The sequence below is a fragment of the Spirosoma aureum genome (assembly GCF_011604685.1).
Taxonomy (GTDB): domain Bacteria; phylum Bacteroidota; class Bacteroidia; order Cytophagales; family Spirosomataceae; genus Spirosoma; species Spirosoma aureum.
Genome location: NZ_CP050063.1, coordinates 1,866,431 through 1,888,884, shown reverse-complemented (window position 1 = coordinate 1,888,884; position 22,454 = coordinate 1,866,431). Strand labels below are relative to the sequence as shown.

Genomic DNA, 22,454 nt, shown 5'->3' with positions numbered 1-22,454 from the left:
GTCGTATGTATTTCTTTGCCCTTATAATCAGAAATCACTGAGAATCAGAATTTTTAATTTATTTTAGCAACTATCTTGTTTTATCTTTGTTAAAGAATAGTTAAACAAACAAGCCTTTATCAGCGAAACAAATCTATAAATAGCTAACAGGCACATAATAACCACTGGCAATGATTGAGAAGAAGTATCAAAGTTTCTGGAACGAAAAGTGGGTGCCCATAGTGTTCGATGGTATTGAAAACCAGCCTCGCTATGACGTTTCAAATTATGGACGACTGCGTAGTTTTCAGACTACAACACGCCCTGCCAACCCGACAACTACTACAACTGGAACCATTATCAAAGGCTCTGTCATTCAGGGGTATCGATCGCTAAACATACGTTCGGCTGGAAAAACTCTGAACCGATATGTTCATAAGCTGGTGGCCGAGCAGTTCATCACCCGCGAACATCCCGATCAAACCTTCGTGATCCATCTCGACCATGACAAGCAAAATAACTACTATCAGAATCTGAAGTGGGTTACTAAAAACGAGATGATTGAGCATAACCGGAACAATCCGAGTCTCAAAAATCGCCCGGCACCTCGCCCAACCCGCAATTATAAATTAACCGAAAGCAAGGTTAAAATTATAAAGAAGCTGCTCAGAAATGATAAAAATCGACTTAAGATGATTGCCAAGCAATTTGGCATCACCCATACACAATTGAATCGAATTCGGTCGGGCGAAAACTGGAAACATGTGACAATTGATGGTGATTAGCCAGTGAACGATCTATTTTGAGTGATGTTTGAGACTACGAGTTGCAGCCGATTGGGATTCCCGATCGGCTGCCTTGTTTTAAGGTCTACCCAATAATCCAAATCGCTATTACTTAAGCACCGACTGGTTTGCCGGTTCAGTAGCGGGTTTGCTATCCAGTGGCAACGACAGAAAGAACGACGTGCCAACACCTTCCGTTGTTTCGAACCAGATCGAGCCGCCCGCATGTTCGACGCCACGCTTGGCAATAGCCAGCCCTAAACCCGAGCCGCCCCGCTTGGTACTAAAATTCGGCAGAAAAACTTTCTTGCGAATAGCCTCCGGAATACCTGCTCCATTGTCATGCACTTCAATCTGAACATCATCGTCATTGGTATAGAGACGCAGACTAAGCACGGGTTTTCGGTCGGCAGGAACCGACTGAATTCCGTTAATGATCAGGTTTGTCAGGATACGGCCAATCAGCTGACGATCACCAACAACCATGACCGGGCCGGGCGCAATCTGCCGTAATAAACTGATTCGTTCATCATCGGCATAGAGATCCGCGGCTTTATTGATAACGCCGGTGACTTCAAATACCTCATTTTTAGGCAGTGGCATCTTGGCAAAGTCGGAGAATGACGTAGCAATATCACTGAGATTGTCAATCTGATCGAGTAACGAATCAAAGGTTCGCTGAATCACCCGGCGCATGGCCGGATCATTCGGGCCAGCCGGAGAACCGTCGGCTCCGTTCACATTCGGGAACGTTCGCTGCAAGTGTTGCAGTGTCAGTTTCATTGGTGTGAGCGGGTTCTTGATTTCGTGCGCCACCTGCTTTGCCATTTCACGCCAGGCCGATTGTTTTTCGTTCTGTGCCAGCGCCTGTTTACTCTCCTCCAGCTTTACCAGCATTCGGTTATACTCGCGTATCAGTAACCCAATTTCATCGTCAGAACGCCATGGAAGCGGTTCATTCGGCTTATCAAGATTCGTTTTCCGAATCTTTTGCGTCAGCAACTTCAGGGGTTTGGTCAGCACATTCGATGCGAAATAAGAGAGGATCAGGAAGAACAGAAATAAACCCGTAAAGATGCTCAGGGCCGAAGAGATCACTTCAATAATCTGGCGGTCGAGTTCAGGACGAGCATAGAAATAAGGAATACTTAACACACCCAGTAATCGGCCATCGTAGGACTTGATACCAGCATAGGCCGTTCGGTATTGTTTACTGCCCAGCGATTCGTTGAGTAGCTTCTGATTTTCTTTTTCTTCAATAACATGGATGTAAGCCTCCGGATTGATGCGCTTGGAAAGGTGTCCGCTCTCATACATCAGTGGACGCGTGGATGTACTTAGTCGCCCTTCTGTATCGAACAGGTTAATGTCGATATCGGCATCACGGGCAATTTTATGCAACTCCTCCTCCATTGACGCTTTACTACGCCTTCCCTGAAGGTATTCATCGAGGTACGTCACGAAATTAGAGGCAATATTCCGCGTATTGCTGATGTATGTATTCTCCTGGTTTGTAATGTAGTTTGAACTTATCACACTCAGAATAATGACGATCACCAGAAGCAATGGCAGGAAAAAGGCGACGTTCAACAGAATCTGAATCCTCGTTGAATAGTTAATGCTGAACTGCGAAAATCCGTAATGAATCGCGTAGATAATAACGACGATAAGTACCGTCAGGACAAGCAGCAGGTATAAAAATGAAAAATTGGAGAAAATATTCTGAAAGGGGTACTCCGCCGACGACACAACCACGATGCGGCCATCCTGCCCACGCTGGCCAACATGTTGATACCCATTGGCAATTAATCCTGTACTATACAGCGTCGAATCGGCCAGCAGCGCAGGTGGCATCTTACGATCATAATTATAACTACCGTCTCCGTACAGGATTCGATGGTAGGTCGTATCGTTGTTAGGCTGACCCTTAAAAATAGCATAGCTGTATTCCTGTGTATCTGGGCTCTGCATGAATTTAGTATCGACCAGCAGTGCCGGATAAACGCTTTTGGGCCTCTCATTACGCAGTTTCAGATCCAGTACAACATAGCCGATTGTATCAGAAACTGTTACCGTTCCTGCATTTGCCAACCGGATAGGAATAAAGCAGACATACTGCTTGATAAACTGATTACCGACTTCATTGACGAAATACACCCCAGGGTATTGTGTTTTATACATCGGTCGGCGGTATCGGGCGGTCAATGTCGATAATTCACTGGCATCGGGGCTGATATCGAGCGGCTGACCATCGGCCCGAAACGACGATACATCAATGTCGTATTTGTCGAAGTACTTATCTAGATGAACACTTTTTATCCGTTGCTGAATACGTTCTCTCACCAGAAGCGTATCTTTCCGTAATGAGCGGGCAATATCCACATCGGTCGTAATCGACTCCTGCGCTTTACTCATCAGAAACTCACCGAATTCGTCATTTTCGGCCAATAACTGCGAAGCAAACTCACGCTCGTGAACCAGTTGTTTCTTTATTTCCTGCTTATAAACCACATAGGCCGTTGTAACGGCGCACACAAAAGCAGCCAGAAACAGGTAGATCGAGGTCCTGTAACGGAACGTATAAAGCGACCGGGAAAAGCGCCCTACATAAATCAACAGGAAATAGAGCCCGTTCAACAACAATATCGGTTCCAGCGACCAGCCAATACAATAGAAAAGAGCAGCCGACAGTAATGTACCGACCGATAACCAAAGTATCCCGCTGATTACGGGTCGATTAAACCGAAGAAAAATACTGGCCAGGATATGGTTCAGTAAAAAATAAATCGATGAGATCGTGACGAACACGATTAAACAAACGATTTTCAACAGCGAAAATCGAATATTAAGGGTAATATCCAGCGTGAACTGTGACTTCTCATAAATGTTATTCAATTCATCATAACAACTGGAGAATGCCAGATAACTCAATACGACGCACGCAATCGATATAATTTTCTTTGTGCCGGAAGGCAAATGGATCAGCTTAGCATAACTCCAGGAGTGATAATAATGGCCGACCCAGTAATAAGACAGAATAAGAATCACGACCGCATTCAGCAACAAGTCGCCCAGTGACGGCACCAGTATGGATGAAGCATAAAATTTGGCGTTAAACAGATCGGATTCAAAAAATAAAAACGGGACGCCAAAGTAGAGCATCACCGCTCGCAAAACGACCAGATAGAGGGCCAGCCAGGCAAAGCCCAGTTCATAACGCCGACTGCGCTTGAAGCGAGCCAGCGCCTGCAGCACGTACAAACCCAGAAAGACAACGCCTAATGTGGCCAGAATTACGGTATTGACGGGTGTTGAATGATTCCGGTACACATCAACTTTGGGAGGAACCACCGAAAACAAATACACCGGTGTGTTGTCGTAGATTGCATGATAAACATTCGTACGATCGTTGGTAATCGCTTCTGGATCAATGGCAAACAAAGCGGGATTATAGCCTGACTCTAAATACGTATTATTGTTTCGATACTGGCGAAAAATGTTGACCAGCGAAAAAACATCCAGTGAATCAGCCCCACTTCGAACCCGTCGACGACTCACAATGTAGGTGCCCTCGTCGAAATTAATTAACGTTGGAAATGTTACGGAAGCAATTCGGGAATAATCGGGAATAAATCGGTAATCAGACCAGAACAACAATTTAGGCTCGCTACGCTGGCCGGATTTGCGACGAAAAATAAAATAAGGATACTGGGTTGGCTGGCTCATACTGGCAAACGTAGCGTTTGGCGTTTGCCGGACTTTTTCGGCCACCTGGTCCAGTTCGTCGGTACTGACCCGCATCTCCTCCTTCACCCGCTGCTGTACGGCAGTCATGTATTGCTCATCGGTCGCTCCCGGGGCATTTTGCTCCAGAATCCAATAACACAATACCGATAGGCTAACAGCCAGTATAGCTAATACTAAAAAAATATGTTGTTCAATTCGCTTCACGAACCCAGAGGGAGAGTTTGGTCAAAACTGACCTAAAATCATGCCAATTTTAGTCGGCAGTCTTCAATTAATAGTGCTCAGTCAGCTACTTATTGAAAATAGGAATGATTTTTTTCGCCTACAGAAAATAGTCCACTATTAACTGAGAATCTGCCTACTGAGAACTACCCACGGAAGTCTGTTCTTTTTCTACGGTAAAACCGCCTGGTTCGTACCCAATTTCGGCACCCAGTACGTACAACAAATGCCTGCGATCAATAATGATGCGAACACCTTCAACGTTATACACTTCGTCGGAAGAGCCAGGCACATCGAAACCCAGTAACCAGGATGCTCCACAGCCACCTCCCCGGATACCAATTCGCAAACCGTATTCGTCAGGAATTTTATTGGCCTGTAACGTGTCCATTAACTGCTGCCGCGCTTCAGGCCGAACCCGGACAGGATTATCAAGTACCAGCATAGTTAGTGTGTGGCCAACAGTTTGTGTCTTTTGGTAATTGGTTTGCCGACTCAGAATGTGTTGGCGAGTCAGCCAGCCAACGACCATAAACCGAAAGCCTTTTTTCAAAATTACCCATTTTTAACTAAACAACGTTTTTCCTTTTATGGAGTTGCTGAGTGATTTTTTAAAATTGATTGTACCCGCCGGATTGGTTCTCTATGGCATGTATGTGACCGTTAAGCTATTGCTGGAACGGGAGGCTGACCGTCATCGCTTCGAGGTTAAGACCCGCTACACCGAAACGGTTGTCCCTGTCCGGTTGCAGGCTTATGAACGAATGGTGCTCTTTTTAGAGCGAATCAGCCCTAACAATCTCTTATTGCGGTTAGGTGGAACTGCCACCACAACGCTGGAGTTTCAGCAACGACTTTTACAGGAAATCCGGGATGAATATAACCATAACTTATCCCAGCAGGTATACATGAGTCAGGCGGTTTGGGATAAGATTCAGGCCGCTATGAACGACGTAATGACACTTATTAATCAGGCATCCGGCGACACTCGACCCGATGCGCCTGCGCTTGAACTCTCCAAGCGTATTTTTGAGCGTATTATTCAGAAAGACCGACTACCAACTGCCGAAGCACTCAAGGCCGTAAAAGAAGAGATACAGGTTATGTTTATGTAGTGACTTCCCCGTGTTGCATGACAATGGTAGCTACTACGATTGAGTTGGTTTCTATCCGTGATACGTTTAAATAAATATCGCTGCTGACAATGTCAGTGCTTTCTGGAATGCGTCCTGGTTAAGATTAAGCGAAACGCCCTCATTCGTGAGTGCCTCAATAATGTCTTCGGTTGGCAGGTTTCCCGTAAGTTCGTCGGCCGCCATCGGGCAACCGCCAAAACCACGTAGGGCACCATCGATACGCTGAACACCCGCCCGAAGTGCGGCCTTCACTTTGGCAGGAGCCTCCCCCGGCACAGCATGAAGATGTGCCCCAAATTCAACGTCGGGGAAGCTAGCCAGCAACTGGCTGAACAGCCTTTCAATCGCTTCCGGCGTCGATGAGCCAACCGTGTCGGAAGGAGCAATGATCTGAACACCCATATCGACCAGTCGGCCGCTAAAATCAGTAACGAGTTCGGTGCTATACGGATCGCCATAAGGATTACCAAACCCCATAGACAGGTAAACAACCAGTTCTTTCTGGGTCTGTACACATAGTTTTTGCATCTCCCCGACCTCCACAAATGCCTGTGCTACCGACTTGTTGGTGTTTCGTTGCTGAAACGTTTCGGACACTGAAAGCGGAAAACCTAGAAACTTAATTTCAGCAAAATTCGTCGCTTGCTCGGCTCCCCGAACATTGGCGACAATAGCCAGCAATTTAGTCTGGGTATTGGCCAGATTCAGCCCCGCCAGTACGTCGGCCGTATCACGCATCTGTGGAATAGCCTTCGGTGACACAAAGCTGCCAAAATCGAGCGTGTGGAAGCCCACTTGCAGCAGCGCATTAAGATAACGGATTTTCAGATCCGTAGGCACGAAATGGGCAAGCCCCTGCATTGCATCGCGCGGACACTCGATAAGTTTCATGGTCGTGGAGTAGCTTGACGCGATAAGAATGCCAGCAATAACATAACTGCCGCACAGATAGCCAGTCCACCCGCTTCGCGCGCCATTTCTATGTTCATACTCCGCATACCGACTTCGCTGAACAGGAATCCCTCAAACACGGGAGGCCACTGATAAATAGCTGCGATTACGTAAAACAGAGCCATTATGACCAGAAACCACCAGCGAGCTACACCCGCATAGGCCATAAAACAAGCCGCAGCGGCCAATCCATAGATCGGTATCCAGACCTCCGGGTCAGGATCGTTATACTGGAAGGCTGCAAACAAAACAAAAAGCAGCCCAAAAATGATAGCAAGAATCTTACGCATACAGTGAGTTGGAAATTCGGATAAACAGGCAATTCTGGTGATCGATAAACTAACGCTTTGGCTGGCACTTCATTCCTCAATCTCAGATTACCTTATTGATTAATTAGCGACAATATTCGGCCACGGCATTAGCCGCATCAGCATAACCCAAATTTTGTGCCTGTTTCAGACTCAAACAACCACCTTCGCGCTCGTTTTGCAGGATCTGGGCTATACCTAATCCATAAAAGGCTTTACCAAATTTTGGGTCGGCCTGTACAGCCTGCTGAAAATCGATCGTAGCGCCAGCAAGGTCTTTTTGCTGGAAGCGCAGATTGCCCCGATTATATAAAGCCAGCGCATTCTTCGGATCTAATGAAATAGCCTGTGAAAAATCGGTCAGGGCGGGTTGAATCTGCCCCTGTGCTGCAAATAACTGACCCCGATTCAGAAAAATTTCTGCACTGATGCCGCGACTCGTATCAGGAGCCAGCCGGATGGCGTCAGAATAATCTTTCAACGCTCCCGGCAGATCGTTCTGAGCAACCTTCAACAAGCCCCGATTGTAATAAGGGCGATAAAAGTTCGGATCCAGCTTTATGGCCTGATCATAGTCCATCGTTGCATTGGCGTATTCTTTAAGCTCAAAATAAGCGACACCGCGCGAGTTAAACGCTTCGGCATTACCAGCATCGGCTTCCACAGCCTGATTCAATACCTGTACTGCTTCCCGAAACTTACCCTGTTTTAAATAATCTCTTCCCTGTTCAATCGTTTTATCTGCCGAGGTACAGGCACTGATAATGAACAGCGTACAAAAAAAACTATAAAAAGAACTCTTCATCACGAATGTATTTTGGCGCAAAGGTACTGTCGAAATTTGGTCGTTTGACTAACAATTGCTTAACTTTGCATCGGCAAATCGGTGCTACCAGCTCCTGCTGAATCCCCCAGGTCTTGACCGAAGCAAGGGTAGGTGGTCGTAGCGGTGAGACATTGGTTTGCCATTTTTTGTTTCCGTCCTGCTGTGTATTAGTTTCGCGGGAGCAATTAATTTGTTTAGCGGGTTATGCGGGTTAGCTGTATCAGACCGCTAAATTCCTTAAACCCAACATGGACCTGCTTAGCCAACTTACCGCGTCGTTTCAGGACGCGTTCCATTCCGATCCGATCCTGATCTGCTCTCCTGGCCGCGTTAATCTTATCGGTGAACATACAGATTATAACGAAGGGTTCGTACTGCCTGCCGCCATTGACAAAGCGATCTATCTGGCTGTTGGTCCACGCGACGACGACGAACTCCATTTTGTTGCTTACGATCTGAATAAAACCTATCGCGGCACACTAAATGAGCTTACCTCAACGCATACCTGGGCTGACTATCTTGTGGGCGTAGTTGCCCAGTTCCGGTTATTAGGTCAGCCTATCCGGGGCTTCAACTGTGTTTTTGGCGGAACGATTCCTATGGGGTCAGGTCTATCATCGTCGGCAGCACTGGAAAATGGCGTCGGTTTTGCCCTTAATGAGCTCTTCGATCTGGGCCTGGATCGGATAACGCTCCTGAAACTATCGCAACGAGCCGAGAACGATTTCGTTGGTGCCAAGGTCGGTATTATGGATATGTTTGCCAGCATGATGGGAAAGGCCAATCATGTTATTAAACTGGACTGCCGTTCGCTGGAATACACCTATGCCCCCCTGCAAATGGACGGAATCAGTATCGTTCTGTGCGATTCCCGGGTGAAACACTCTTTAGTTACTTCCGAATACAACACGCGCCGGGCTGAATGCGAAGCGGGTGTTCGGTTTCTGAAAACGTTTTATCCCGAAATCAACAGCCTGCGTGATGTGACGATGACCATGCTTGACACGCATCTAAAAAATGCCCAACCGTTAATCTATCGCCGGTGCGCTTACGTAGTGCAGGAGAACCAACGGCTGCTCGACGGGGTAACTGCTTTAGAAGCGGGTGATATCAAAACATTTGGCCAGTTGATGTATGGGTCACACGAGGGGCTCAGCCAGTGGTATGAAGTGAGTTGCCCCGAACTGGATGCCCTGGTCGACATTGCCCGCGAACATCCCGGTGTACTGGGTGCCCGAATGATGGGCGGGGGTTTTGGCGGCTGTACCATTAATCTGGTACGAGAAGACGCACTTGATGATTTTACGCACCTGATTACCAAACAATATAAAGCCAGAACGGGTAAAGATACGTACCTTCACGCCTGCAAAATTCAAAATGGTACGAACCTAGTCAGTAAGTCAGTAAGTTAATAAGGCCGCGTATATTTTATGTATCCGTTCCTTTTAGCTTCCGGGCTTACCAGCTTACCGACCTACTTAATTCTGTTTAACTATGAAATTTTTCATTGACACGGCCAATCTGGCCGACATTCGCGAGGCTCAGGACATGGGCGTTCTCGACGGCGTCACGACCAACCCATCGTTGATGGCCAAAGAAGGTATCACCGGCAAAGACAACGTGATGCGCCATTACAAACAAATCTGCGAAATTGTAGAGGGCGATGTAAGCGCTGAAGTTATCTCGGTCAAATACGATGAGATGATTAAAGAAGGCGATGAACTGGCCGAAATCGACGAGAATATCGTGGTAAAGGTTCCAATGACCGCCGATGGTGTAAAAGCGATCAAATATTTCTCAGAAAAAGGCATTCGTACCAACTGTACGCTGATTTTCTCAGCAGGTCAGGCACTGGTGGCTGCTAAAGCAGGCGCGTCGTTCGTGTCGCCGTTCGTAGGCCGGTTAGACGATATCTCGACCGACGGTATGGCCCTGATCGAGCAAATCGTAACTATTTTCACAAATTACGGTTTCACTACCGAAGTGCTGGCCGCTTCAGTACGTCACCCGATGCACGTTATTCAGTGTGCTGAAATCGGAGCAGATGTTATGACAGCTCCATTGAGCGTTATTAAATCACTGCTCAATCACCCACTGACCGACAGCGGTCTGGCTAAATTCCTGGCTGACCACGAAAAGGCTAACTTACCGGTTAAAAAGTAAAAAAATAGTTATCAGCCGCTACTCGTTACTGATTTAAACAGATCAGCTACGAGTAGCGACTGATAACTGATAACCAAATCTATGTTTTCTACAGAACCCGTTCTTAGTCTAGACCACGCGGACATCTACCAGGGCAGCAAACTGATTTTGGGCGATGTATCGTTTCAGATAAATAAAGGCGATTTCGCTTATCTGATCGGCCGAACGGGCAGCGGGAAAACATCCTTACTAAAAACACTATACGCCGATTTATGGCTTCAGAATGGAAAGGGTTTCGTAGCGGGCTACTCGCTCGAAAAGCTTAAACCCCGCGATGTTCCTTTTCTACGCCGTAAAATTGGTATTGTCTTTCAGGACTTTCAGCTGTTTCCTGATCGCACGGTTGAAGAAAATCTACGGTTTGTGTTGAAAGCAACCGGCTGGTCGAACAAAGCCGATATGAATAACCGCATCGCCGATGTGTTGATGCAGGTTGGCCTCGGAACCGCTCAGAAAAAAATGCCCCACCAGCTTTCGGGGGGCGAGCAGCAACGGGTTGTTGTCGCCCGTGCCATGCTGAACGAACCCCTCGTTCTAATCGCCGATGAACCTACCGGCAACCTCGACCCAGCAGTTTCGGATCAGATTATGAAGGTTTTTCAAGCCATCAACAACGCCGGAACAGCGGTGCTCATGGCTACCCACAATTACGAACTGCTCAATAAGTATCCGGCCCGCGTGCTGCGTTGTCAGGACGGTCAGGTCGTGGAACTGGGTGGGTAATTATTTTTTTATTGACTTGGATGAGCCTCTTTTAGCAGAAGAGGCTTTTTGTTTTTGAGAAAGACTGGAGCTTGATCCGTTCTTTATTTTGTCTCAACAGCTTAGGGATTCTACTAGTTTATGATCCATTTATTCAGATAATCATTGAAAATGGCTCCAAATGGTAGTGATTTGAATTTTCGTTAACCGAAGATCCATGGAAAAAGAACGTATACAGTCGGCTTGGGTGAGCTTACTGATTAGTTTATTGATCCTGTTCCCGAGTACCATAAACGCCCAAACATACCCCAACAAACCGCTTGACCTAAAGGCAACAAAAGAAACAGCTTCCCTTTATCAAAATCTGCGAAAACTCGCCAAAAAGCATATTCTTTTCGGACATCAGCATGCGACAGAATATGGTTATGGCTGGTCTGGCGATCCGAACCGCTCAGACGTTAAATCAGTAACGGGTTCACATCCTGCCGTAATCGGCGTCGACTTCAGCGGACTATCGGGTAGACCACCCGCAGCTATAGAAAAAGCCAAAGAAACGCTCCGTAAGCAGATTGTGGACACTTATAATCGTGGAGGAGTGACAACTGTTGCCTGGCATTTTACCAATCCGGCTTCTAAAGGTGGGTTCTATTGGGTCGATACGGTTTCGGCACCCGCTGTGGCTTTACTGATTCCGGGGGGATCGCACCATGAGCAGTACAAGGAAATTTTAAAAACCATTGGTAGTCTGGCCAATTCGGTGAAAGGGAACGATGGTAAGCTCGCGCCAATGATTTTCAGGCCCTACCACGAGTTCGATGGTGGTTGGTTCTGGTGGGGCAAACCGCATTGCAGGAAAGAGGATTTTGTGTCACTCTGGCGCTTTACGGTCTCCTATCTGCGCGATAGTCTTCAGGTTCATAATTTTCTCTATGCCTTTTCGCCCGATTGCCTGTTCAAAACGGAAGCCGACTACCTGGAGCGGTATCCGGGCGACGAGTGGGTCGATCTGGTAGGTATGGATAATTACGCCGACTTTGGCCGAAATGGCCGCTATAACATCAACGCCGGTAGTCAAAAACTAAAAATTGTGTCAGATTATGCCAGGAAAGCCGGAAAGCTGGCCGCTTTTACGGAAACAGGCCTTGAGTCAATTCCCGATACAACCTGGTGGAGCAACACCCTGTTGAAAGCTCTAAAAGCAGAAAAGATTCGATTAACGTATGTGCTGGTCTGGCGAAACGATGCTCGTAGCCAAACCCATTACTATGCGCCTTATCCGGGACAGGCCAGTGTACCAGACTTTCTTCGCTTCTATCAGGACCCGTATACCTGGTTTGAGACCGACTTGCCGAAGCTGTACCGGCGAAAGTGGTTGTTCTTTTAATTTTTTCCCTAGCTACGCCCATACTGAGTAACAGGGAGGTATCCATAAATCCAGCCTATTCTCCTCTCATCCTAGTTTTAAGGTACGAAGCCAGCAAGATTGCGTATGTTTACTTTTTACGTATTTTTTTGAGTACTCGATATAGCTTTCTTTCACGTACTATGAACAATTTTGTTTGGAGCGCACTGTTGCTGGCTTGCTCCTCATTGACAACGCCTGTGTGGGCAGCCGGACCAGCCCCTCTGGTCTACGAGGTTGACCTGAACAACCGGGCCGATGATCAGTTTAAAGTTACTCTTCATGTAGAGGGATTAAAGCCAGAAAACGCTGTTTATCAATTTGCATCGACAGCACCAGGCACCTATCAGGTCATGGATATTGGCCGTTTTGTCCGTTCGTTTCAGGCATTCGATAAAAAAGGCAAGGAGTTGAAAACCGAGCAGGTTTCGACCAATCAATGGAAAATTGAGCAACCTACTCAGGTACGCCAGATTCGCTATCAAATTGCCGAAACCTGGGATACCCCCGTCAAGAAAGATGTCATTTACCGAATGTGCGGCACCTCGATCGAGCAGGATCATGCCCTTATAAATGGGCAGGGCGTGTTTGGTTTTCCGCAGGGCATGCAGGCAACTCCGCTGGCCGTAAAAATCAATTACCCAATGGAGTGGACCGTAGGAACGGCACTTGAAAAGAACAAGGAAGGGTATTTTCTGGCCGATAGCTACGACCGCATTGTCGATTCGCCTATTCTGCTGGGCCGACTGACCCGCGCCGAAACTACGGTGGGCGGAGCGGCCGTTGAGATGTACACCTACTCGAAAACCGATCAGGTCACGTCCGAGCAATTGCTCAACAGCATGCAGTCGATGCTTCAGGCAGCTGGAAAGTTTTTGAAAACGTTGCCCGTAAAACGCTATACCTTTTTATACCATTTTGAGGATGAGAGCTGGGGAGCCTGGGAACATTCCTATAGTTCGGAATACATTTTCAAGGAAACTCCCTTTTCTCCGCGCCTGGCCGAAACGGTTACGTCCATTGCGGCCCATGAATTTTTTCACGTTGTTACGCCATTAAATATTCATAGCGAACTGATCCAGCAGTTCAATTTTGTTACCCCTACCCCCTCCGCCCATCTTTGGTTGTACGAAGGGGTAACGGAATGGGCCAATGGGGCCATGCGGCTACGGGGTGGGCTGACAGATCTGCCTGCTTACTGCGACGAACTGAGTCAGAAAGTAAAGATCGATCAGCAGTTGGACACGACCTACAGCTTGTTAAAACTCGCACTGACGTGCTATACACCCGAAGGTCAGAAACAATATGGCAACATCTACAACCGGGGTGCTCTGGTGGCCGGTCTGCTCGATATCCGGCTCCTTGAGTTGTCGGGTGGGCAGCGCGGCCTTCGGGAAGTAATCAATGAGCTAACAACTACCTACGGTCCAAATCGCCCATTTCCCGACAAGGAATTCTTCGACATTTTCGCGCAGAAAACCTATCCGGAAATCACCGATTTCTTCAATCGATATGTCAAGAATGCCGAACATTTGCCCCTTCAGGAATACTTCGGTAAAGTCGGAATTTTGTATAAGCCCGTTTTTGCTACCGGTAAAAAGCTGCCCTCACTGGGCATGAGACCGATTCCGGTGAATGATACCCTTCGGTTGAAACAGGTGAGTGAGCCACTACGTCAGGCTGGTATACAGGAAAATGACGAATGGATCGCGTTCAATCAGCAAACGATCGATCAATCAACGCTCCCGACAATCCGGGAACAGATTCGCGGACTCAAAGCGGGCGATCCCTATGAGCTGACCGTTCGGCGTAATGGGCAACCCGTAACTATCAAAGCCACCATGCAGGAGATTCCCGAAGTAAACCGTTATGTGTTCGAGCCAAACCCTCAGGCGACTCCGCAACAACTCGCGCTCAGAGAACGCTGGCAGAAGAATTTATAGCCGTAAAGGCTCCTGAAAATAACGAAGAAGCCCCGAAGCTATACATTTAGCTTCGGGGCTTCCTGATTACAGTAGTTTATCGTAATGCGGATTTCAACGTCACGAAGTAAATCCGGTTTTTATCGACCTGACCGGTAGCGGGCAACAGTTTGGTGGTAAAGCCATTTTTACCGTCATCCAATACGCCAAAATCATCATCGTTGGAAATAGCCAGTCGATTACGACCAATCAACGCTATTCCTTCTGCTTTGTCGTGTGGATACACCGGCGAAATGTCGGTGATCAGATCAAATACGAGCGTTTTCGAAACAGGTACGATGCCAGCCGCTGTCAGGCCCGCTTTATCTTTCAGTTGGTCAACCGTCATACCGTTATACAATTTGCCCCCATCGCCATTGAACGAATCGGAAATGTCGGTAGCTCCGGCCAGATCGAATTTATAAACCCGTTTAAATTTGGCCGGTTTGGCTGGATTACCACCGTAATCACCATCACGTTCCAGCGCCAGGAAAGTTGTATTGGTTATGGCAGCAATTTCACTACAGCCAGTTAGACTGGGATCTTCCATCAAATAAACGTATTGTTTGGTAGCACCCGTGGCAATTTCGAATGTAAGTATCCGAAGAACAGTTGAGTTCGCGACAGCCGCCGATGATGGATTGTATAGGGGTGACTGCATTAAGCCAACCAGCGTTTTTCCGTCAGGCGTAATCGTTAACCCTTCCATACCGCGATTCGGCCGGCGACGGGCAAACACTTTCGGCATGATCCGCCCACCGGTTCCAGTCCCAAAGGGATTGACACGCTCAATGGTCTTTCCTGTTGGATCAACGTGTACCAGGTGAGGCCCATATTCATCGCTTATCCAGAATGAACCATCCGGCATCAGGACCAATCCTTCGGAGTCGATACCATCTGGATCAGGCGAAATGGTTTTCCCATTCAGGTCGATGGCAATTTCGCCCGTATTACCCTGTCCAACCGGATTCGGCAATCCCGTCAGAAGCTGACCGCTGGCATTTTTCAGCAAAATCGTTTCTTCCAACACAATCTGATCGCCCACAATCCGGAATTTACCAATCTGAGGTGTAAAGTCGGCTTTACCGAAAATAATGGAATTGGCCTGAACACCCGCAGCATTAGGCCCTCGATCGGTGAGCAGATAAAACACAGATGGATCGTTGAGGGATGGAGCAATCGACGAACCATATCCACCATTGTAAATCGTTGTCCCGTTGGGCGCTGTCGATAGCGTTTTGGGGTTACTGGCTTCTACAAATGCCGGATAGGTGAAGCCATCGATCTGGTTAAGTTCATCCTGGCAGCCTGCCAATACTAAACCACTAATAAATACTCCACAGACTGCGCGGGAAAGAGGGGGTAGCTTTACGTTCATGAGGGGAGAAATAAGCAAGAGATAATTACACAAAGCTAAGGCTGTCATATTACCTGAATATTACTTAATACTGCTCATTATTAAGCTATTATGAAATTGGCAAGATGAATAATCACTTCTGTTGCAGATTGACATAAAGTACTGTAGTTTTCGTGATTATGCATGGTTTTTATGGTTGGGCGCTACTGCTCGTTGGCTTACTGACTTCGCATACGCTACGGGCTCAGCGGTCTTCGCTAACTGGTTCTGCCGACTTAAGCATGTATGGGGCCAATGCGTCACAAATACCCTTTTGGCTACGCACAAACCAGTGGGGTGTAGTACCTCCTAACACACCAGCCATTAGCCTGCAACTGGGTATCTGTCGCAACTATAAACAGACCGATTCGCTCCGTAAGCCCTTCGTTGATTGGGGATTCGGCGTCAAAACCGTCGGGAATCTGTCGCAGAGTGCCTTATCACCCAATTCCCGGCAGGTTTTGCTGCCGGAAGCTTATCTAAAAGTCCGGCTTGGCCGGTTTGAGCTCTGGGGCGGACGACGTCAGCAGATTATTGGCCTGGTTGATACAGTTCTTTCATCCGGTTCGTATTCGGTGTCCGGCAATGCCTTGCCAATACCACAGATTCAGTTCGTTCTTCCTGATTTTTTTCCGTTGCCTTTTCTGGGAAACGTGGTGGCCGTTAAGGGAAGCTTTACGCATGGTTGGTTCAACGCTCCCTACATACGGGGCGTAAACCTGCATCAGAAAGCAATTTTCCTGAAATTGGGGCGCCCTTCATCCCGACTCCACCTAATCGTAGGTCTGAATCACGAAGTACAATGGGGAGGCTATGCCGATTACCTTAAAAACTCTCCCTTTGCCGTTGATGGTCATCTAACGACCAATTTCGGGGATTACCTAAAGAGTGTCGTACTGGGAATTATTCCCAAAGATTTAGGTAATATTCGCTATACAAGTTTCGACGCGGCCAATCGAATTGGCAACCATCTGGGCAGTATTGACATTGGACTGAGCCTGATCTTACCAGCCTCATCGTGGTTTATTTACCACCAACATCCCTACGAAGATGCCAGTGGTCTAAGTTGGCGCAATGCTCCCGACGGTTTATACGGTTTGCGATGGCTCAACCGACAGGCAAAATCGGCTGGCAATCGTTTCTGGACATGGCATCGCTTATTGGGCGAAGTATTACTGACCAGCGATCAATCGGGGCCTTATTTTTCGGCCCCTGGGCAAGCCTATAAAGGAGCCGACAACTATTACAACCATTCCCAGTATGTGGAAGGCTGGTCTTATTTTGGGCAAACCATTGGCACACCCTTTCTGATACCGCGTTCCATGCTGTCATCTGCATCGGAGCCGGGTGAATTTTACTTTCCCAGTAATCGGGTTATTGCCTATTACGCAGCATTCGAAGCCTCTATAAAAAACCAAATTAGCATGACCGGGCGGTTTTCCTACAGCCAGAATTTTGGCACCTATTCAACTCCTTTTCGGTCGGCTGAGAACCAATTTTCGGGGATGTTAACCGCCAATATTCCCTTACCTGCATTGCACAATAGCGTGCTTTCAGTAGCCCTTGCGGCAGATCAGGGACAGTTGCTGGCAAAGAGCATGGGGCTAAGGGTTGGTTTACGTCGGCAATGGTAATAAACAAAAAAAGCCATCCAGTGGGTCGGATGGCTTTTTTTGTCAACGTATTGTTTTACCGCTTGGCTGTCAGATAGGCAAACGGAATAATCATCTCTTCGAGCGATACACCCCCATGCTGGAAGGTGTTCCGATAGTGATTGACGTAATAGTTGTAGTTGTTCGGATACGCAAAGAAATAGTCCTCCAGCGTGAAAACATAGGCGGTCGAAACGTGTGGCTTGGGTAGAAATAACCGCTCAGGCTTACGACCCACAAAGAGGTGGTTGTCATCGAAGCCAAGGTTCTTACCCTGTTTGTAGCGCAGGTTCGTGTTCGTTTCGCGATAGCCAACAATTTTAGCGGGTTTCTGAACCCGAATCATGCCATGGTCGGTCGTGATGATAAGGCGTCCGCCTTTAGCTGCAATTTTCTGGATGAACTCCAGCAGGGGAGAATGCAGAAACCACGACCGCGTTATCGACCGATAAGCCGACTCATCAGGAGCCAGTTCCTTAATCATCGCCATGTCGGTGCGGGCGTGCGAGAGCATATCGACGAAGTTGTAGACAACTACGTTCAACTGATTCTGCAACAAGTTATTGAAGTTATCGACCAGCGATTTTCCCTGATTGACATTCAGGATTTTATGGTACGACATTTTTACATTCAGACGGCTTTGCTCAAGCTGCCGACGCAAAAATTCGTCTTCATGGTTATTCAAACCCTCATCTTCGCTATCGTCGTTAACCCACAGATCAGGATGTTTACGCTCCATTTCGCTGGGCATCATTCCCGAAAAAATAGCATTACGCGCAAATCCGGTGGTGGTTGGCAGAATGGAGTAGTATGACGATTCTTCTTCGACCGTAAAATAGTCGCTCAACAGCGGCTCAATCACCTTCCACTGGTCATAGCGCAGGTTATCGATCAGGATAAAAAATAAGGGACCGGTGTTTCCGTTGCTGGCCTGATCCAGTAATGGAAATACTTTTTTACGCATCAACTGGTGGGACATAACAGGACTTTCGGCCTTTGGGTCATTTAGCCAGTCTTCATAATTGTCGATCACGAACTTGCAGAACGTAGAATTCGCTTCACTTTTCTGCATGTTCATCACCTCGCCCATGCTTCTATCCTGCGACTGGTCAAGCTCAAGCTCCCAGTAAATCAGCTTTTTATAAACGTCGGCCCATTCCTCAAAATCCATGCGGTCATTATACTGCATCGATATATTCCGGAAATCCTGCTGATAGCCGATGTTGGTACGTTCGGTCACCAGACGTTTGTTGTCCAGGATTTTCTTGACCGATAGTAATATCTGGTTGGGATTGAGCGGCTTAATTAGGTAATCGGCAATTTTAGAACCAATCGCTTCCTCCATGATATGCTCCTCTTCGCTCTTGGTGATCATGACAACGGGCAGGTTAGGCCGCAGCTGTTTGATTTGCGAAAGCGTTTCGAGGCCGGTCATACCGGGCATCATTTCATCTAAAAATACAACATCATAATTGCTCTGCTCTACCTCTTCAAGTGCATCTGCCCCACTATTAACGGGTGTCACTTCATATCCTTTGTTTTTCAGAAAAAGAATATGTGGCTTGAGCAGATCAATCTCGTCGTCAGCCCAGAGTATCGAATAATTTTGCATGTAGTTCTGGCTTTTCAATTATTAATAATATGTTGGATAAACACCTGAAATACTTTCGGTTAGAAGTTAAACGTTTTGTGATCGAAAGGTAGGAAACACGATCCAATCGGGCGAAAGCATGAATCAGAAGATTACCTTCTACTAAACATCAAACGCCCGTATGTGTTTAGGCGGTTCATAATTAAGGTTTTTTAACACAGCAAAGGAATTCGAAAAAGAGCTATAAATCAGACATAAACTGGCTATCAAACCGTTCTTGATGAAACTTGGGCCGATTTTTACGTTAATTTTACAATCAACTCTATTTTAAACGCTCCAGCGGTTTTTGGTTAGTACTAACCCATGAAAAAATATACAGTCCTCATTGCCCTGCTGCTTTTGATGAGCCGTATTGCAAGCGCCCACATCGTGGCCGATTCAGTGGGTGTTGAGAAAAAAGACGGTAAGCGATTTATCCTACACCGAGTCAATCAGGGTCAGACACTTTACGCCATTGCCCGGCGGTATTCCAGTTCAGTCAGTGCCATCAAAGCGGCTAACCCAACCATGGGCGATGCCGTTCGTTATTCCCAGATCGTCCGGATTCCGATACCCGAAGGCTCGCTAAGCAGGAAACAGGAAAAGACAATCGACAAGGCAATCCGCAAAGAAGAGAAAGTCAAAGAGCGGGCAGCAAAAAATAATTCGGATGCCGCCACCAAAGCAACAGCAAAGCAACAAAATAAGGAAGCCCGTAAGAGCAGTGATCCCGCAAAAGCAGGTATCCACGTTGTAGAGCCGGGTCAGACCTTATATAGTCTGGCGGTTCGATATGGCGTTGCTCAATCTGATTTGCGCAAATGGAATAGCTTGCCCGGCAATAACGTGCTGATCGGCCAGGCATTGATTGTGAGCGAGAAAGCCTATCAGGCCCGTACCCCATCGGCTCCCGTTGCTTCTGTACCGGTGAAGACGCCCAACCCGGCTCATCCCGATACGCCTACACGAACTTCGCCCAAATCAGAACGGCCAACCTCAAAAAAACCCGATGAAACGGTAACGGCGAAGACAGAAAATCCAACCCCGAAACCCGACAATGCTGGCTCGCCTAAAACCGATAACCCAGCCACCGCAAAAACCGAGGAGGTTGAGGTGGAAATACCCCATCCCGGCAATGATGCGCCTATGCCGACCCGTGGCCGACGGATTGCCACCAGCGGTGTTGCTGAAATGATTGAAGGTGACGACTCCGGCAAATATTTAGCCCTTCATCGCAAAGCGCCGATTGGTACGCTGGTGCAGGTACGAAACGAGTTCAATAATCAGAGTTTATGGGTAAAGGTGATTGGCCGCCTGCCCGACACGGGAGTCAATGACAAGATTCTGATAAAGCTCTCGACACAGGCCTTCGCGAAACTTTCCCCCGAAGACCGACGTTTCCGAGCTGAGGTCAGTTATATAGCCCCTTAAACATAGTTGTACGGTTTGTATGTTTTATAGTTTGTAGTTACAGCGAACGACAGAATACAAACCGTGAAGTCAGTATGGAAACGAAAGAAGAGCGCATTGCCCGACGCAATCGGGAACGGGATAAGAAAATGAAAGCCTCACCTGGCTATGTAACATTCAGCATCATGTTTACGCTGGCTTATCCGTTCATTGCGGTATTCACGTTTGTTATGTCGACGCTATTGGCCGTATTTTCGGGTATATCCCGGGCAATGGCGTGGGTCGTTAGCGGGGGGAAATCACATTGACACACACCGAGCTTTCCGATTTACTCAACCAGAAGGCCGATTATTACAATCGGCCTTCGTTTATTGAACGCGATCCGATCAGTATTCCGCATCGCTTTTCCCGAAAACAGGATATCGAAATCATGGGATTCTGGGCTGCGGTGCTGGCCTGGGGGCAGCGTCCTGTCATTTTGAAAAAATCCGCCGAATTGGTGGACCTGATGGATGGAGCACCCTACGACTTCATCCGGCATCATGAGGAGAGCGATCTGAAACGGTTTCTGAATTTCAAGCACCGCACCTTTAACGCTACGGACGCGCTCTATTTCCTTCATTTTTTTCGCCAGTATTATAAACAGAATGACTCGCTGGAAGATGCATTTCTGCCGCTCGTATCCGCCAATAACTCCCCCGTTACGCAATCAACGGTTGAGTCCAATCTTATCGTTTTCCACGATCGTTTCTGTGGTTTGACGGATTTCTTTCCTGAGCGAACGCGTAAGCACATTGCCACACCCGCTCGAAATTCGTCGTGCAAACGACTGTTGATGTTTTTGCGATGGATGGTTCGGCATGACGATCGTGGTGTTGATTTTGGTATCTGGACGCGCCTTCGCCCGGATCAGCTGGTGATTCCGATCGATGTTCATGTGAATCGGGTAGCTCGTAAACTTGGTCTGCTCAGCCGACCACAAACCGATTGGAAAGCCGCGCTCGAACTCACTGATACACTCCGTCAATTCGATCCAGGCGATCCTGTACGCTATGACTTCGCTTTGTTTGGGCTCGGTGTTGAGGGAGAAATGTAGCTTTCGGGGTATAACCTCCTGGAGCTGGTTATTTTTTCCGAGCGTAATAATAAATGATCTGGGGTTCTCCGTCCAGTTCCTCGGTCGTCGTGTAATAGCCCGCCCCATTGCTTGCCCAACCGACTGCTTCACCCTGTAATTCAGTGGCTAATGGTAATTGTAGTGGAACACGTTTGAGCGCATCGAGTATCGACTCGACCGAACGGCGTCTGTAATAAAATAGCTTCTCATAGGTGCGGATCAGGATTTCGCTACCATCGGGTGAGAGAGCCGCTGACGTTACATCCTTAAAAGGCATGGCCAACACACGAGACATTGTAGTGGTTTGAGTCAGCGATTGCGGGTACGCGGCCCGATAGACCAGCGATCGTTCACCTTTCGACAAAATAAACAGGTCTTTCGTGGCTGAATCAACCAAAATCGCTTCGGCATTTTGAGAACCATCGGGTAGTTGCAGTCGAATGATTTCTGCATTTGTAATGTGTCCTTCGTAAGGAAGCCGTTGCCCCACAACGGTAGGTTCGGGGAAGCGATAAATGACTTTCTCGGAATATTGGTGCTTATTATCGCCAATATCAGCCAGATATAGATAAGTTTGGCCCGCTACCGGTCCAGCCCCAATCGCAATATCTTCCCAGTCCCGATTGATTGCTCCATCGACGATGAAACGAGCGACTACCTTTCCGCTCTGGTTCAGCAATTGAATTTCATTGGGATTACCGGAGTCTTCTTCGGCCCATAGATACCCCGGATTTCGGCGGCTCGCTACCAAACCGGATGTTTCCAGCAAATCAGAATCGGTCAGAACACCAACCTGTTGTGGTTGCGCAAACAATGTAGTGTCATTTGCCAGATCATGAACACGATACTGAACCCACGGCAACGAATCATCTTTCGTTTCCGATGCAGTTGTCTGACTGGCGTGCTGACAACTATTCAGTAGCTCCATGAGCCCCACTGTTACTAAAATAATAAACTTCATTCGCTATTCATGAACTTGGCTCCTCATCATGGCTACCAAAAACAGTACCACGAAATCTACTTATATC

Annotated in this window: 19 protein-coding genes; 11 read left to right on the top strand and 8 right to left on the bottom strand. The window is 47.5% G+C overall.

Going from position 1 to position 22,454, the window contains the following annotated elements; genetic code table 11:
• Nucleotides 1–170: 170 nt before the first annotated feature.
• The gene (locus tag G8759_RS07605) at nucleotides 171–764 is read left to right on the top strand and encodes an HNH endonuclease (RefSeq protein WP_167206683.1); all 594 of its coding nucleotides are present in this window, start codon (nucleotides 171–173) and stop codon (nucleotides 762–764) included.
• Between the two features lie 108 nt (nucleotides 765–872).
• Here the strand turns inward: G8759_RS07605 and G8759_RS07600 are convergent, their stop codons facing one another.
• Complete coding sequence (locus tag G8759_RS07600) at nucleotides 873–4,715, bottom strand: sensor histidine kinase (RefSeq protein WP_167206681.1); 3,843 nt, start codon at nucleotides 4,713–4,715, stop codon at nucleotides 873–875.
• A gap of 154 nt (nucleotides 4,716–4,869) precedes the next feature.
• Nucleotides 4,870–5,178 (bottom strand): iron-sulfur cluster assembly accessory protein, encoded by a 309-nt coding sequence (locus G8759_RS07595; protein WP_162391793.1) that lies wholly within the window; start codon nucleotides 5,176–5,178, stop codon nucleotides 4,870–4,872.
• Between the two features lie 145 nt (nucleotides 5,179–5,323).
• Between G8759_RS07595 and G8759_RS07590 the strand changes: the two genes are divergently transcribed.
• Nucleotides 5,324–5,848: a DUF7935 family protein gene (locus tag G8759_RS07590; RefSeq protein ID WP_162387634.1), complete on the top strand. Its 525-nt coding sequence runs from the start codon at nucleotides 5,324–5,326 to the stop codon at nucleotides 5,846–5,848.
• A gap of 66 nt (nucleotides 5,849–5,914) precedes the next feature.
• On the opposite strand, the gene G8759_RS07585 is transcribed toward G8759_RS07590, so the two are convergent.
• The 3 genes from G8759_RS07585 to G8759_RS07575 form a co-directional block, all read right to left on the bottom strand.
• Nucleotides 5,915–6,760 carry a hydroxymethylglutaryl-CoA lyase gene (locus G8759_RS07585; RefSeq protein WP_167206679.1) on the bottom strand — a complete coding sequence of 282 codons (846 nt, stop codon included), beginning with the start codon at nucleotides 6,758–6,760 and terminating at the stop codon, nucleotides 5,915–5,917.
• The gene (locus G8759_RS07580) at nucleotides 6,757–7,110 is read right to left on the bottom strand and encodes a transmembrane 220 family protein (protein WP_167206677.1); all 354 of its coding nucleotides are present in this window, start codon (nucleotides 7,108–7,110) and stop codon (nucleotides 6,757–6,759) included. Before G8759_RS07580 ends, G8759_RS07585 begins: the two co-directional genes overlap by 4 nt.
• Nucleotides 7,111–7,213: 103 nt before the next feature.
• Nucleotides 7,214–7,933 (bottom strand): tetratricopeptide repeat protein, encoded by a 720-nt coding sequence (locus tag G8759_RS07575; protein WP_167206675.1) that lies wholly within the window; start codon nucleotides 7,931–7,933, stop codon nucleotides 7,214–7,216.
• A gap of 269 nt (nucleotides 7,934–8,202) precedes the next feature.
• Here G8759_RS07575 and galK point away from each other — a divergent pair, with 269 nt between their 5' ends.
• From galK to G8759_RS07550, 5 genes are all read left to right on the top strand, one after another.
• Nucleotides 8,203–9,366 (top strand): galactokinase, encoded by a 1,164-nt coding sequence (gene galK / locus G8759_RS07570; protein ID WP_167206673.1) that lies wholly within the window; start codon nucleotides 8,203–8,205, stop codon nucleotides 9,364–9,366.
• Nucleotides 9,367–9,448: 82 nt separating this feature from the next.
• Nucleotides 9,449–10,117, top strand: a complete 669-nt coding sequence (gene fsa, locus G8759_RS07565) for a fructose-6-phosphate aldolase (protein ID WP_162387629.1) — start codon at nucleotides 9,449–9,451, stop codon at nucleotides 10,115–10,117.
• An 81-nt stretch (nucleotides 10,118–10,198) separates the two neighbouring features.
• Nucleotides 10,199–10,879: a cell division ATP-binding protein FtsE gene (locus tag G8759_RS07560; protein WP_167206671.1), complete on the top strand. Its 681-nt coding sequence runs from the start codon at nucleotides 10,199–10,201 to the stop codon at nucleotides 10,877–10,879.
• A gap of 196 nt (nucleotides 10,880–11,075) precedes the next feature.
• On the top strand, nucleotides 11,076–12,242 hold the full coding sequence (locus G8759_RS07555) for a glycoside hydrolase family 26 protein (protein WP_167206669.1): 1,167 nt from the start codon (nucleotides 11,076–11,078) through the stop codon (nucleotides 12,240–12,242).
• A gap of 161 nt (nucleotides 12,243–12,403) precedes the next feature.
• Complete coding sequence (locus G8759_RS07550) at nucleotides 12,404–14,203, top strand: M61 family metallopeptidase (protein ID WP_167206667.1); 1,800 nt, start codon at nucleotides 12,404–12,406, stop codon at nucleotides 14,201–14,203.
• Nucleotides 14,204–14,279: 76 nt separating this feature from the next.
• Here G8759_RS07550 and G8759_RS07545 read toward each other — a convergent pair whose 3' ends face one another.
• Nucleotides 14,280–15,599 carry an esterase-like activity of phytase family protein gene (locus G8759_RS07545; RefSeq protein WP_167206665.1) on the bottom strand — a complete coding sequence of 440 codons (1,320 nt, stop codon included), beginning with the start codon at nucleotides 15,597–15,599 and terminating at the stop codon, nucleotides 14,280–14,282.
• Nucleotides 15,600–15,757: 158 nt separating this feature from the next.
• Between G8759_RS07545 and G8759_RS07540 the strand changes: the two genes are divergently transcribed.
• A complete protein-coding gene (locus G8759_RS07540; RefSeq protein ID WP_167206662.1) occupies nucleotides 15,758–17,251 on the top strand; it encodes a capsule assembly Wzi family protein in 1,494 nt (497 codons plus the stop codon).
• A 55-nt stretch (nucleotides 17,252–17,306) separates the two neighbouring features.
• Here G8759_RS07540 and porX read toward each other — a convergent pair whose 3' ends face one another.
• Nucleotides 17,307–18,881: a T9SS response regulator signal transducer PorX gene (gene porX, locus G8759_RS07535; protein ID WP_162387623.1), complete on the bottom strand. Its 1,575-nt coding sequence runs from the start codon at nucleotides 18,879–18,881 to the stop codon at nucleotides 17,307–17,309.
• A 342-nt stretch (nucleotides 18,882–19,223) separates the two neighbouring features.
• Between porX and G8759_RS07530 the strand changes: the two genes are divergently transcribed.
• The 3 genes from G8759_RS07530 (at nucleotide 19,224) to G8759_RS07520 (ending at nucleotide 21,405) form a co-directional block, all read left to right on the top strand.
• Complete coding sequence (locus tag G8759_RS07530) at nucleotides 19,224–20,330, top strand: LysM peptidoglycan-binding domain-containing protein (RefSeq protein WP_167206660.1); 1,107 nt, start codon at nucleotides 19,224–19,226, stop codon at nucleotides 20,328–20,330.
• A 74-nt stretch (nucleotides 20,331–20,404) separates the two neighbouring features.
• Nucleotides 20,405–20,617 (top strand): hypothetical protein, encoded by a 213-nt coding sequence (locus tag G8759_RS07525; RefSeq protein WP_167206658.1) that lies wholly within the window; start codon nucleotides 20,405–20,407, stop codon nucleotides 20,615–20,617.
• On the top strand, nucleotides 20,614–21,405 hold the full coding sequence (locus G8759_RS07520; protein ID WP_394353306.1) for a TIGR02757 family protein: 792 nt from the start codon (nucleotides 20,614–20,616) through the stop codon (nucleotides 21,403–21,405). The genes G8759_RS07525 and G8759_RS07520 overlap by 4 nt, the downstream gene beginning before the upstream one ends.
• A 28-nt stretch (nucleotides 21,406–21,433) precedes the next feature.
• Here G8759_RS07520 and G8759_RS07515 read toward each other — a convergent pair whose 3' ends face one another.
• The gene (locus tag G8759_RS07515) at nucleotides 21,434–22,354 is read right to left on the bottom strand and encodes a hypothetical protein (protein ID WP_232074167.1); all 921 of its coding nucleotides are present in this window, start codon (nucleotides 22,352–22,354) and stop codon (nucleotides 21,434–21,436) included.
• Nucleotides 22,355–22,454 lie beyond the last annotated feature (100 nt).

Coding starts and splice junctions, on each gene's coding strand:
- G8759_RS07605 (WP_167206683.1), top strand. CDS start 171: ATGATTGAGAAGAAGTATCAAAGTTTCTGGAACGAAAAGTGGGTGCCC.
- G8759_RS07595 (WP_162391793.1), bottom strand. CDS start 5,178: ATGCTGGTACTTGATAATCCTGTCCGGGTTCGGCCTGAAGCGCGGCAG.
- G8759_RS07590 (WP_162387634.1), top strand. CDS start 5,324: ATGGAGTTGCTGAGTGATTTTTTAAAATTGATTGTACCCGCCGGATTG.
- G8759_RS07585 (WP_167206679.1), bottom strand. CDS start 6,760: ATGAAACTTATCGAGTGTCCGCGCGATGCAATGCAGGGGCTTGCCCAT.
- G8759_RS07580 (WP_167206677.1), bottom strand. CDS start 7,110: ATGCGTAAGATTCTTGCTATCATTTTTGGGCTGCTTTTTGTTTTGTTT.
- G8759_RS07575 (WP_167206675.1), bottom strand. CDS start 7,933: ATGAAGAGTTCTTTTTATAGTTTTTTTTGTACGCTGTTCATTATCAGT.
- galK (WP_167206673.1), top strand. CDS start 8,203: ATGGACCTGCTTAGCCAACTTACCGCGTCGTTTCAGGACGCGTTCCAT.
- fsa (WP_162387629.1), top strand. CDS start 9,449: ATGAAATTTTTCATTGACACGGCCAATCTGGCCGACATTCGCGAGGCT.
- G8759_RS07560 (WP_167206671.1), top strand. CDS start 10,199: ATGTTTTCTACAGAACCCGTTCTTAGTCTAGACCACGCGGACATCTAC.
- G8759_RS07555 (WP_167206669.1), top strand. CDS start 11,076: ATGGAAAAAGAACGTATACAGTCGGCTTGGGTGAGCTTACTGATTAGT.
- G8759_RS07550 (WP_167206667.1), top strand. CDS start 12,404: ATGAACAATTTTGTTTGGAGCGCACTGTTGCTGGCTTGCTCCTCATTG.
- G8759_RS07545 (WP_167206665.1), bottom strand. CDS start 15,599: ATGAACGTAAAGCTACCCCCTCTTTCCCGCGCAGTCTGTGGAGTATTT.
- G8759_RS07540 (WP_167206662.1), top strand. CDS start 15,758: ATGCATGGTTTTTATGGTTGGGCGCTACTGCTCGTTGGCTTACTGACT.
- porX (WP_162387623.1), bottom strand. CDS start 18,881: ATGCAAAATTATTCGATACTCTGGGCTGACGACGAGATTGATCTGCTC.
- G8759_RS07530 (WP_167206660.1), top strand. CDS start 19,224: ATGAAAAAATATACAGTCCTCATTGCCCTGCTGCTTTTGATGAGCCGT.
- G8759_RS07525 (WP_167206658.1), top strand. CDS start 20,405: ATGGAAACGAAAGAAGAGCGCATTGCCCGACGCAATCGGGAACGGGAT.
- G8759_RS07515 (WP_232074167.1), bottom strand. CDS start 22,354: ATGGAGCTACTGAATAGTTGTCAGCACGCCAGTCAGACAACTGCATCG.